Genomic DNA, 12,031 nt, shown 5'->3' with positions numbered 1-12,031 from the left:
GAGGGCATCGAGATGCAGCCGGTGATCGAGGACGCGATCGCGGTCGCCATACAGCACACCGACCGGCATTTTCAGCTCGCTGAAACGGGCGGTCAGGTCCGGCAGGTCCAGCGCGACGGCCTGATAGTCGGTCGAGGCCGCCATGAAGGCACGCGGGCGCAAGCCGAGCAGGCCACCGCCGCGCATGCTGAAATCGGACGGCGGCGGATTGGGTGCGAAAACAAAGGCCAGGCTCTCCTCGCCCCGGCGGATCGACATCGGAACCGCAAGGGTTTCGGCCACCAGCCGCCTCACGCCCGGATTGGCGATCTTCAGCGCGTCAAAGACTTTCGCGCCCTCGTCAGGAAGCGTGGTCAGAGGGGCAATCAGGGCGAGACCGGACACGGATTCCGGGTAGAGCAGGCCCAGGGCCAGCGCCACCGCACCACCCAGCGAATGACCGACGATCAAGGGTTTCTCGATACCTTTCGCCGCCAGAAATTCGGCGATCATCCGCGCCTGTTCCGGGATGCGCGCCTGTTCATCACTGTCGCGCTCGGAATAGCCGCTGCCGGGACGGTCCAGCGCGATCACGCGGTACTCGCCGGCCAGGGCGCCGGTCGTGGCATAGGTGAAATTCTGCAAATGCCCGGCCAGCCCGTGAATCATCACGATCGGCCGACCCTCGCCCTGGTCGGTGAAATGGATCTTGCCGCCGGCAACATCGGCGATCTCGCCCGCCGGCGGCAGCGCCGTCTCGACCTTGCCGGCCACCATGCGGGACCAGACCCACAAGCCGGCCAGAACCGCCAGGCCAAGCAGGAGCAACGCCCCCGCGACGATCGCGATGGTAGAAATCATGACTCTGCCCCTGTTGTTGAATCCGCGTCCGCCTGCATCGCCTTGGGACCGATCAGGCTCCAGTAATGGGCCGGGAACAGACGTTCGAAGAACGCCATGAAATGCGCATCGCGCCCGACCAGCACGCGCGGACGGCGGCGGGCGACGCCGCGAAGAATGATCTCGGCCGCCTGCTCGGGCGGCATGACGAGAAGCTTCTCGAAGCGTTCAAGGCCTGCTTCAAGCTCGGCCTTCGACGCGCCGGCCGCATGGCGGGCATTTTTGGCGATGGAGGTCTTGATGCCGCCCGGGTGGACAGTCGTGACGCCAACCGATGTGCCCGCCAGCTCATGGCGCAGGGAGTCGGAGAAGCCGCGCACGGCAAACTTGCTGGCGCTATAGGCCGTCTGACCGGCAGGGGCGACGAGCCCGAACAGGCTGGAAATATTCGTGATATGTGCCTGGTCGGCTTCCTGGAGCAGGGGTAGTAAAGCCCGCGTCATGCGCACGACGCCCCAGAAATTGATCGACATCAGCCAGTCGAAATCGGCTTCGGAGACATCCTCGAACCGGCCCCCGACAGCGACGCCGGCATTGTTGAACAACAGGGCCGCACCGCCATGCGCCGCGCGCACGGCTTCAGGAAACGCGATGATCGCCTCCCGGTCAGAGACATCGAGATGATGCAGGCTGACCCGGTCCGGCGCGATATCGAGGGCAGCCGCGACCCGCTCGAGCCCGTCCTGGTCCTTGTCCGCCAGCGCCAGACGGCAGCCCCGCGCTGCGAGACCCTGCGCCAGGGCGGCGCCAATTCCGCTCGCCGCTCCCGTGACAACCGCGTTGCGGCCGGCGAATTCGAACTGGGCTGGCATGGGCACTCCTGGACATATTCCGCGCCGAATACACGGATCACGCGAATACTTGCCCAAGTATGCCGTCACGCCAAGCCACAAAAGCGGAAAGCCCCGCCTTTCCCGAACCCGGTATGGCCCGTAATCAGGCCGTGCTGTCATCCTCATTGCCCTGGCCGGTGTCCGGCTTGGGCAGGCGCGCAGAGATCCAGCGTCCAACGACATAGAAGGCCGGCGTGAAGATCAGGCCGAAAATCGTCACGCCGATCATGCCGGAGAACACCGCCACACCCAGCGCCTGGCGCATTTCCGCACCGGCTCCGTGGGCAAAGGCCAGCGGCGTGACGCCGAGGATGAAGGCCAGGGCCGTCATCAGAATCGGACGCAGGCGCAGCCGCGCCGAGATCACCGCCGCCTCACCGGCCGAAACGTGTTCACGCTCCTCGGACTGTTTGGCGAATTCGACCAGCAGGATCGCGTTCTTGGCCGCAAGGGCGATCAGCACGATCAATCCGACCTGGGTCAGGATATTATTGTCCATTCCGGCCAGATTGACCCCGATCATCGCGGCAAGCACGCACATCGGCACGATGAAGATCACCGCCCATGGCAGGGTGAAGGCCTCGTATTGTGCCGCCAGCACCAGGAAGACGAAGACCACCGCCATGGCGAAGACGAACAGGCCGGAATCGCCGGCGGCCTTTTCCTGGTACGCCAGCTCGGTCCATTCATAGCCGAAGCCCGGCGGCAAGTTGGCATCGGCGATCTCTTCCATCGCCGTCAGCGAGTCACTGCTCGAATAGCCCGGCGGCGTGCTGCCCTGTACCTCGACCGCCGAAAAGATGTTGTGGCGGACGACGCGGGTCGGGCCGGAATCGGGGCTCACCGTCGCGATCGCGGAAATCGGCACCATCTCACCGGTCAGCGACCGCACCCGCAAGCGTCCGATATCGGCGACATCGTCGCGGAAGGGTGCATCGGCCTGGGCCATGACGCGGAACGTCCGACCCAGGAAATTGAAATCATTGACATAGCTACTGCCCAGATAGATGCCGAGCGTCGTGTAGACATCCTCCGGATCGACCCCGATGCGCTGGGCGCGGTCGCGATCGACATCAACGCGGATACGCGGCGAGCTGGTGCTGAATGTCGTATAGACACGCTGCACGCGCGGGTCCTGGTTGGCAGCCCCGATGACAGCATTGGCGGCCTGTTGCAGCGCTTCCATGCCCTGGCCCGAGCGATCCTGGATCATCAGCTTGAAACCACCGCCATTGCCCAGGCCACGGACGGCGGGCGGTGCGATGATGAAGGCAAACCCCTCCGGAATGGCCTGGCCGAGAACGCCGGTCAGACGCTGTGACAGCTCCACCGCCGACATGCCCGGGCGGCCCAGCCGTTCCTCATACGGATCCAGCCGGATAAACATCGTCGCGGCATTCGAGCCCATGGTGAAGCTGGAACCATCCAGCCCGACCAGCGCCGCCAGCGTATCGACACCCTCGGTGTTGAGCAGCACTTGCTGCGCACGCTGGACGACTTCATCGGTCCGCGCCAGAGACGCGCCCGGCGGCAGCTGGATGACGCCAATCAACGAGCCCTGATCCTGTTCCGGGATGAAGCCGGTTGGAGTGTCCATGAGACGCCAGGCTGTCAGGCCGAGCAGGGCGCCATAGGCGATCAGCACGATTGCGAGCGTGCGCACCAGGCGCGCCACCGACTGGCCGTAGAAATTCGCGAGCTTGTCAAAACCGGCATTGAACTGGCGTCCCGCATAACGCAGCGGCGCCATGAAGCCGAGACGGCCCGGAGTCTCGCCATCGCTATGGGGTTTGAGCAGCAGCGCACACATCGCCGGCGTCAGCGTCAGGGAAACGAAAAGTGAAATCACGGCCGCCGACGCGATGGCGACGGCGAACTGGCGATAGAAGATTCCGGGAATCCCGCTCAGGAAGGCCGTCGGGACAAAAACCGACACCAGAACCAGTGTCATGGCGACCAGGGCGCCGCTGACCTCATCCATGGATTTGCGCGAGGCATCGCGGGCCGACATGCCCTGCCGCATCAGGCGTTCCACATTCTCGACCACAACGATGGCGTCATCGACGACAATGCCGACCGCCAGCACCATTGCGAACAGCGAGAGCGAATTGATGGAATAGCCGAGCGCCAGCTGGACGGCGAAAATGCCGATGATCGAGATCGGAATGGCGGCAATCGGAACGAGCGCCGCGCGCCAGCTCTGGAGGAAGATGACCACCACCAGGACGACGAGAAAAACCGCTTCGATCAGCGTGCTCTGCACGGCCTCCACCGAGGCCTCGACGAATTCGGTCGGGTTGTAGGGAATGATATAGTCCATGCCCTCGGGGAAGGAGAGCGCAGCATCCTCGATCGTGTCGATCACGCGCTCCGCCGTAGCCAGCGCGTTGGCGCCGGGCTGCTGCACGATCGCGATACCGACGCCGGGAACGCCACCGAAATAACCGCGCACGAGATAGGATTCCGAGCCGAGCTCGATCCGGGCAACATCGCTGAGCCGGGTGACCGCACCGTCGGCATCACGGTGCACGACCACATCGGCGAACTCGTCGGTTCCGATCAGGCGTCCACGGACCTGGACCGGCAACTGGAAGGCGGCTGGCTGATCCTGGGCGAAGGGGGGCTGGCCGAGATTGCCGCCGGCAGCCTGGATGTTCTGGGCCCGCAGGGCGCCTACGATATCGGCCGCGGTCAGGCCGCGCGCGGCAGCCCGGTCCGGGTCGATCCAGACGCGCATGGAATAGCTTCCGGCGCCGAAGATGCGGACATCGCCAACCCCGTCCAAGCGCAGCATGCGGTCACGCAGGTCGGAGGTCGCGTAATTGCCGAGATAGTCGGCATCGAGCTCACCATCGACCGAACGCAGGGCGATGAGCAGCAGGAAGCCGCTCGCCTGCGCCTGCACCGAGACACCGGTCTGGCGCACGGTATCGGGAAGCCGGGTCTCGGCCCGGTTGACGCGGTTCTGGACGAGGACCTGGGCGGTATCGATATCCGTGCCGGGCTGGAAGGTGACCGTGATCGAGGCCTGGCCGTCGGCCGTCGAGGACGACGCCATGTAGAGCATGCCCTCGACACCGTTGATCTCCTGCTCCAGCGGCGCGGCGACCTGTGCCGCCACATCTTCCGCGGTCGCACCGGGATAGCTCGCGCTGACCTGGATCGTCGGCGGCGCGATCTCGGGATATTGCGCCAGCGGCAATTGCGGATAGGCGAAGACACCCATCAGGATCGTGAACGCCGCCAGCACCATCGCGAAGATCGGCCGGTCGATAAAGAAGTGGGAGAGGCGCATGATGTTGAGTTCCTGGTCGCGGGGGACGGCGCGAAATGATTACTGCTCGGCCGGGTAGGCTGCCGATGCCGGCTGGGACTGGGTCAGCGCAGTGGGCGCGGTCGTGTCCAGCCGGACGATCTCAACCGGCTGAGGCGTGACCGGCGCGCCCGGACGTGCCCGCATGAGACCGTTGACAATCACCCGGTCCGTCGGCTCGAGCCCGGCCGAGATAACCTGCAGATTGCCGCTCGGCGGTCCCGGCACAACAACGCGCAGCTCGACAACATTCTCGGCATTGACGACGTAGACGATCCGCCGCGGCCCATCGGACAGGATCGCTGTCTGCGGGATCAGCAGGGCTTCGTAGAAGGCACTGCCACCCACACGGGCCGCACCCAGCATGCCCGGCCGGATCAGGCCATCAGGATTGGCGACGCGCGCCCGCACCCGGATCGTGCCGGAAGCCGGATTGATACGGTTGTCGGCAAACACGATTTCACCGACATGCAGATAGTCGGTCTCGTCCTGCAGCCGGATTTCGACACGCGAGGCGATATCCGTACGTTCACGGCGCTGATAGCGCAAATAGACGGCCTCGGACGCGTCGAACTCGAAATAGAGCGGATCGGAACCGACAATCGTCGTCAGGACATCGCCGGAAGAACTGCCGCCGGAAACGAGGTTGCCCGGATCGACCATGCGCGAGGATGTGCGCCCGGCCGTCGGAGCCGTGACCTGGGTGAATTCGAGATTGAGTGCTGCCGCATCGGCGTTGGCGCTGGCCGAGGCCACGCCGGCCTCTGCGGTGCGCACGGCTGTCCGGCGCTGTTCGAGCGTTTCTTCGGATATGGCACGCGAGCTCACCAGGCGCTCGGCCCGGTCAAGGTCCGCGCGGGCCTGGACCAGTTGCGCACGGGCCTGGGCGAGCTGGCCGTTGGCGGCAGCGAGCACGGCCTCGAAGGGACGCGGGTCGAGCGTGAAGAGGAGCTGGCCGGCCTCGACGATGGCGCCATCCTCGAAATGCACCGCATCGATGTAGCCACTGACGCGGCTGCGCACATCGACATGTTCAGGAGAATCAAACCGGCCCGTAAACGCATCCCAGTCGGCCACGCGCTCGGCGAGCGGAGTCGCGACCTCAACGGGCGGCGCACCCGGCGCTTGTTGGGAACCGCCACCGGCACCGCAGGCTGTCAGCGCAAGCGAAAGGCAGAGAATAGCGACGAATGAAGCGAGGCGAGTCATGTCTGATCCTTGGAAAGCCGGTCGGTATGCCTGCGGCCGAGGCCACAAGTCATCACCCGGTGACATTCAATGTCGGATTGGCTATGGTATGTCAACAGCTGATGACAAACTCGCTCATGAAAGACCCAAATTCAATGGCCAGACCTGCCCGACCACGTAATGCCGAAGCCACACGCGCTGCGATTCTCACCGCGGCACGCGACTGCTTTTCGCATGAAAGCTACGACCAGGTCGGGATCCGCGACATCGCCCAGAAGGCGGGAGTCGATGCGGCGCTGATCTGCCGCTATTTCGGGTCCAAGGAGGATCTGTTCAAACTTCTGCTGGCGCGCCCCGACAAGCCGCTGGAAATCATCGAACAGGGACGTGAAGGCCTGAGCGCCCGCGTATCGGAAATGGTCGCGAGCAAGTCGGGCGACCCGGAGGCGATTGAGGATCTGCTGATCATGTTGCGCTCCGCCTCGTCGAAGACGGCCGCCAGCCTGGTGCGAGACACTATGGTGAAGCGCTTTGACGAACCAATCGCGCGGCTGCTGGAAGGGGAATACCCGGCACTGCGCGCGCGCCTGATGGGCAGCGTTATCATCGGGCTGATCGTCAGCGAAATCATCCGGGGCCCCTGGGACGGCAATGGACCGGTGCCGGACGACTTCCTGCAGCGGATCCAGGATCTGGTCCGCTTGAGCATCAAGGAATTTCAACCCGGCGGCGAGGCAGCGGACGCCGGCTAGACCATCCAGGGCATGAAGGCCGAGGCGAGGCTGAGCACGAGGAAGAAGCCGGCCATGTCGGTGATGGTGGTCAGTAGCGGACCACTCGCGGCCGCAGGGTCCTGACCGAAGCGCTTGAGCAGGAGGGGCACCACGCCGCCGATGGAGACGGCGAGAATGGTATTGAGCGCCAAAGCGAAGCCGATCACGGCTCCGAGAACGGCATTGCCTTTCCACACCCAGGCCACCAGCCCGATCAATATCCCCAGCACGACGCCGTTGAGCACACCGACCGAGGCCTCCTTCGCCCAGACCCGGAAGGCGTCGATCGGCTTGACCAGGCCGAGCGATAATTCACGCATGGTGACGGCGACGGCCTGGTTGCCCGAGCAACCGCTCATGTCGGAGACCATCGGCAGGAAGACGGCGATGGCGATAATCGCCGTCAGCGTCTCCTCATAGGCGGAGATCACACAGGCAGCGATAATGTTGAGGACGATATTGGTCGACAGCCAGGCCAGACGCCGGCGCGCCCGCAGCAGGGTCGGCATGGAGCGCAGCTCATCGCCGACCACACCCTGACGCTTGAGCCCGTCCGACTCGGCCTTTTCCAGCACCGCCTCGTCCATCGCAGACCGCGAGACGACGCCGGCCAGCCGGCCATCGGCCTCCACCACCGGGATGCCGAGAAAGGCGTGCCTGTCGAAGACATCCCGCAACTCGTCCAGCGAGGCCCCGGTCGAGACCGTGATCGGTGGCGTCATGATGCCGGACAGGGGCGCGCTGCGCTTGGAGGTCAGAAGACCGCGCAGGGACACCACACCGACGGGGCGTTCCCCGGCATCGAGGATATAAGGGTGCTGGCCGCGATAGCGTTCGAAATCCTCATCATCCGACGCCAGCCGGCGCAGGACCTGGCCCACCGTATCGCCCTCATGGAAGGTGAAGGCCTCGGCGATCATCAGGCCACCCGCAGTCCCGTCATCATAGGAGACCAGGCGGCGGACATCGGCCGCGTCCTGCTCGTCCATCTCGGCCAGGATCGCCTCGGCATCCTCATCGCTGAGCTCGCCTATCACATCGGCCTGCACGTCCGAATCCAGCTCGTCGATAATATGGACGGCCGTACCGGCCTCGAGACGCTCGACCAGTTCGACCGCAATCTCGTTCGGCGCTTCATTGATCAGTTCGGCAGCGCGGTCAGCGTGCAGCATGCCGAAGACGCGGTCGCGCTCCTTCGGCGGGAATTGCAGGATTTCGCGCAGGGCATCGCTGAGCGTCAGCGTCGCCAGCAGGGCTTCAAGGCCATCGACATCATCAGTCTCGATCGCATCGCGGATCCGCGCGTGGATATCGACAGGCTCTTCAAGCTCGGGCTCTGGATTGGCAACGGACAAGGCAAGCCCTCCATTTCGGCGACTGTTATTTGAAACGATATCTCGTATGACAGAAAAAACTTTCCCTAGACAATTATTTTTTACCCTGCGATAAATCCGTATGGATGCTGAAACCCCTTCCCTGGCCCGGGCTGCCGACAAGCTCGTGACGCTGTTCGACGCGCCATTCGGTGGCAAACCGAAGGGCCGTTTCCGGATATCGAACAAGCTTGTGCGCCAGATCCTGGGACGTCGGCGCCTCTATGAAGACGACATCCGCCAGCTGACCCGCGCCCTGCTGGAGCGTGGCTATGTGCTGGTCGACATGGACAGTTTCTTCGTCGTTCTCAGCGCGAACTCATTCGTGAACTACCGCCGTGCCAATGAGGAGTGCCTTCGATGACGGCAGCGCGAACCGCCCGGCAGCCGACCCGGATCGGATGGCGCGAAATAGTCGGCCTGCCCGGTCTCGACATCCCCTCGCTTCACGCCAAGATCGACACGGGCGCGCGCACCTCGGCCCTCAATGCGGTCATCATCCGCGAGTTTGAGCGCGACGGCACCAAATGGGTCGAGTTCGACGTGACCTTTACAGAGGACCGTCATGTCCAGCGCTGTTCGGCCCCGGTCGCCGACCGCCGCGAAATCAGGAACACAAGCGGCATCCCCCAACTGCGCTATGTGATAGAAACAAGCCTGACCCTGGGCTCCCGCCGGTGGCAGATCGAACTCTCCCTCGCCGACCGGGAACCGATGAAATTCGACCTGATACTGGGCCGGACCGCCCTGAGAAACCGGCGCATCTGCGTCGATCCCGGCCGGTCCTTCCTCAGCGGACTGCCCGTACACCCCACGCCGGACATCATCCGCTCCGCCTGAACACACCAAGCACCAGCCAGCCGGCTGGCCGCCCGCCATTTTCCGAAAGGACGTCCGCCATGAAAATCGCCATGCTGGCCCGCAATGCCAATCTCTACTCGCACAAGCGCCTGAAGGAGGCGGCCGAAGCCCGCGGCCATGAGCTGGACATCATCGATACCCTGCGCTGCTACATGAATATCGCCTCGCGCAATCCGGCGATCTATTACAATGGCGAGAAACTGCCCAAATACGACGCCGTCATTCCGCGTATCGGCGCCTCGGTGACCTTCTACGGCCTCGCCGTGCTGCGCCAGTTCGAGATGATGGGTGTCTATCCGCTCAATGAATCGGTCGCCATCGGCCGTTCGCGCGACAAGTTGCGCTCGCTGCAGCTGCTGGCGCGCGACGGGATTGGCCTTCCGGTCACCACCTTTGCCCACGACCCGAAACAGACCACCGAAGTCCTGGCCGTAACCGGCGGCTCACCGCTGGTCATAAAGTTGCTCGAGGGCACCCAGGGTATCGGCGTCGTGCTGGTCGATTCCGACCGTTCCGCCAAATCCGTGATTGAGGCCTTCCGCGGCGCCGGCGTGAATATCCTGGTCCAGGAATTCATCAAGGAAGCCGGCGGCACCGATATCCGCGCCCTGGTGGTCGGCGGCAAGGTTGTCGCCGCGATGCAGCGCACCGGTGCCAAGGGCGAATTCCGGTCCAATCTGCACCAGGGTGGCACCGCCGCGCCCGTTAAAATCTCCCCGGAAGAGCGCTCCACCGCCGTGCGGGCCGCCAAGAGCATGGGGCTCAATGTCTGCGGCGTCGACATGCTGCGCTCCAATCACGGTCCCGTCGTGATGGAGGTCAACTCCTCGCCCGGTCTTGAAGGCGTCGAAAAGGCGACCGGCATTGATGTCGCCGGCAAGATCATCGAGCTGCTGGAAAAGACCACAGTGCCCGGCAAGACCAAGACCAAGGGTGCCGGCTGATGCCCTCGCGCCCGGGTTTCCGGATCGGCAATCACGAGATCGCCGCCGGCACACGCGCCACGGTCGATCTGCCGGTCAGCGTCCTGTCGGACCACACGCCGGTGACAATGTCGGCGCATGTTGTTCACGGCAAGCGGCCCGGCCCGACCCTGTTCGTCAGTGCGGCGATCCATGGCGACGAGATCATCGGCGTCGAAATCGTGCGCCGCCTGCTGCGCAGCCCTGCCCTCGCCCGGCTGCGCGGAACACTGCTCACCGTGCCGATCGTCAATACCTACGGCTTCATGTCGCACTCGCGCTATCTGCCCGACCGCCGCGATCTCAATCGCTGCTTTCCCGGCAGCACGCAGGGTTCGCTCGCAGCACGGCTGGCGCACATCTTCATGACAGAGATCGTCAAGCGGTCGGATGTCGGCATTGATCTCCACTCGGCCGCGATCAATCGCACCAATCTGCCGCAGATCCGGATTTCACCCGCCCATCCGCGCACCATGGAGCTGGCTGAAGCCTTTGGCGCACCGCTGATCCTGACCTCGAAGACCCGGGAGGGCTCGCTGCGCCACACGGCGCAGGAGGCCGGGGTTGATGTCCTGCTCTACGAAGCCGGTGAAGGCCTGCGCTTCGATGAATTCGCCATCCGGGCCGGGGTCTCCGGCATATTGCGGGTGATGCGTCAGCTGGAAATGATCAGCACCAAGACCGTGCAGCCGACCCGCACGGCGCCGATGAAATCGCGCTCGAGTTTCTGGATGCGGGCACCGGCCGGCGGTCTGATGCGCAGCTACAAGACGATTGGTGACCAGGTCTCGCCCGATGACGTGCTGGGCGTGATTTCCGACCCCTTCGGCGAGATCGAGATCGAGCTGATTGCCGAACAGGGCGGGCTGATCATCGGCCGCACCAATCTTCCCGTGGTCAATGAAGGCGACGGCCTGTTCCACATCGCCAAGCTGAGCGGCAAGGCCGATGCGGAAACGACCCTTGAGGACATGGCGTCGGAGCTCGATGCCGAACCGATCTTCGACGAAGACGAGATCATCTAGCCAGTCACCGTATCCGCCAGGGCCCGGGCCCCGGCGGATACGGTGTCAGCTCTAGTGTTCCGCCGGACTGACTTCGCGGCCACGGATCAGGATCGATCCCGCCATCAGCACGACGATTGCCACGACAATGACGGCACCGGTCGGCAGGTCGAACGCGGCCGAGGCAAGCAGTCCGATGACATAGCCGGCCAGGGCCACACCATAGGCGATGGCCAGACCGAAGCGTTCCGGCCAGAAGCGGGCCGCCAGTGCCGGTGCAATCAGGGTCGCGAAGACGAGATAGATCCCGACCAGCTGCACCGATTGCGTCACCACAAGCGCGAACAGGCCGTAGAAACCGATCCGGCCAATGCGGTCACGCGCCAGGAACCAGACCGCCAGCACCACGAGATACATCAGTGCGACAGGCCAGAGGCTGTCGAGCGAAACCCAGAGGATCTGCCCGACCAGCAGGTCCTTGAGATGCTCACCGCCATGGGGATTATTGGCCAGCAGCAGAAGTTCCACACTGGCCGCAAACACGAACAGCACGCCGATCAGCGCCTCCTGCACGGACGGCCAGCGCTTCTCGGTCCAGCGCAGCAGCAAGGCTCCCAGCATGGCAGCCCCGACGGCGGCGACCTGGACTTTCCAGCCCGAGGCGTCGAAGCCGAAGGCCGCCGCAGCGGTGACACCGAGACCGGCGACCTGGGCTATTGCCAGGTCGATGAAGACGATGCCGCGGGCCAGCACCTGGCGCCCCATCGGCACATGGGTGGAGATCACCAGCAGTCCCGCCACCAGGGCGGGAAACAACAGACTGAGTTCAAGCGCTCCCATGGCGC

The 12,031-nt window shown here is 64.3% G+C and carries 11 protein-coding genes; 5 read left to right on the top strand and 6 right to left on the bottom strand.

Going from position 1 to position 12,031, the window contains the following annotated elements:
• The 4 genes from ACN0YF_RS02890 to ACN0YF_RS02875 all read right to left on the bottom strand — a co-directional run.
• Positions 1-840 (bottom strand): alpha/beta fold hydrolase (locus ACN0YF_RS02890; RefSeq protein WP_417493277.1); only part of this gene is annotated, 840 nt, incomplete at its 3' end.
• A complete protein-coding gene (locus tag ACN0YF_RS02885) occupies positions 837-1,691 on the bottom strand; it encodes an SDR family NAD(P)-dependent oxidoreductase (protein ID WP_417493276.1) in 855 nt (284 codons plus the stop codon). The genes ACN0YF_RS02890 and ACN0YF_RS02885, both read right to left, overlap by 4 nt.
• Positions 1,692-1,815: 124 nt before the next feature.
• Positions 1,816-5,007, bottom strand: coding sequence for an efflux RND transporter permease subunit (locus ACN0YF_RS02880; protein WP_417482452.1), 3,192 nt, complete (start codon positions 5,005-5,007; stop codon positions 1,816-1,818).
• A 39-nt stretch (positions 5,008-5,046) separates the two neighbouring features.
• Positions 5,047-6,234 (bottom strand): efflux RND transporter periplasmic adaptor subunit, encoded by a 1,188-nt coding sequence (locus ACN0YF_RS02875; protein WP_417482451.1) that lies wholly within the window; start codon positions 6,232-6,234, stop codon positions 5,047-5,049.
• Between ACN0YF_RS02875 and ACN0YF_RS02870 the strand changes: the two genes are divergently transcribed.
• Positions 6,216-6,965 (top strand): TetR/AcrR family transcriptional regulator, encoded by a 750-nt coding sequence (locus tag ACN0YF_RS02870; protein WP_417493275.1) that lies wholly within the window; start codon positions 6,216-6,218, stop codon positions 6,963-6,965. The two genes, ACN0YF_RS02875 and ACN0YF_RS02870, sit on opposite strands and share 19 nt — an antisense overlap.
• On the opposite strand, the gene mgtE is transcribed toward ACN0YF_RS02870, so the two are convergent.
• The gene (mgtE, locus tag ACN0YF_RS02865) at positions 6,962-8,341 is read right to left on the bottom strand and encodes a magnesium transporter (RefSeq protein WP_417482449.1); all 1,380 of its coding nucleotides are present in this window, start codon (positions 8,339-8,341) and stop codon (positions 6,962-6,964) included. The two genes, ACN0YF_RS02870 and mgtE, sit on opposite strands and share 4 nt — an antisense overlap.
• A 100-nt stretch (positions 8,342-8,441) precedes the next feature.
• On the opposite strand from mgtE, the gene ACN0YF_RS02860 reads away from it, so the two are divergent.
• From ACN0YF_RS02860 to ACN0YF_RS02845, 4 genes are read left to right on the top strand one after another with little or no spacing between them, the layout of a single operon-like run.
• A complete protein-coding gene (locus tag ACN0YF_RS02860) occupies positions 8,442-8,723 on the top strand; it encodes a hypothetical protein (protein WP_417482448.1) in 282 nt (93 codons plus the stop codon).
• Positions 8,720-9,199, top strand: a complete 480-nt coding sequence (locus ACN0YF_RS02855; protein WP_417493273.1) for an ATP-dependent zinc protease — start codon at positions 8,720-8,722, stop codon at positions 9,197-9,199. Before ACN0YF_RS02860 ends, ACN0YF_RS02855 begins: the two co-directional genes overlap by 4 nt.
• 59 nt (positions 9,200-9,258) lie before the next feature.
• Positions 9,259-10,164, top strand: a complete 906-nt coding sequence (gene rimK / locus ACN0YF_RS02850) for a 30S ribosomal protein S6--L-glutamate ligase (RefSeq protein ID WP_417482446.1) — start codon at positions 9,259-9,261, stop codon at positions 10,162-10,164.
• Positions 10,164-11,207 carry a succinylglutamate desuccinylase/aspartoacylase family protein gene (locus ACN0YF_RS02845; protein WP_417482445.1) on the top strand — a complete coding sequence of 348 codons (1,044 nt, stop codon included), beginning with the start codon at positions 10,164-10,166 and terminating at the stop codon, positions 11,205-11,207. The genes rimK and ACN0YF_RS02845 overlap by 1 nt, the downstream gene beginning before the upstream one ends.
• A 51-nt stretch (positions 11,208-11,258) precedes the next feature.
• Here ACN0YF_RS02845 and ACN0YF_RS02840 read toward each other — a convergent pair whose 3' ends face one another.
• The gene (locus ACN0YF_RS02840) at positions 11,259-12,026 is read right to left on the bottom strand and encodes a metal ABC transporter permease (protein WP_417482444.1); all 768 of its coding nucleotides are present in this window, start codon (positions 12,024-12,026) and stop codon (positions 11,259-11,261) included.
• Positions 12,027-12,031 lie beyond the last annotated feature (5 nt).

The organism is Maricaulis sp. (assembly GCF_048270265.1).
Classification (GTDB): domain Bacteria; phylum Pseudomonadota; class Alphaproteobacteria; order Caulobacterales; family Maricaulaceae; genus Maricaulis.
The sequence above is the reverse complement of the archived record's forward strand: the minus strand, read 5'-3'. Positions and strand labels throughout refer to the sequence as shown.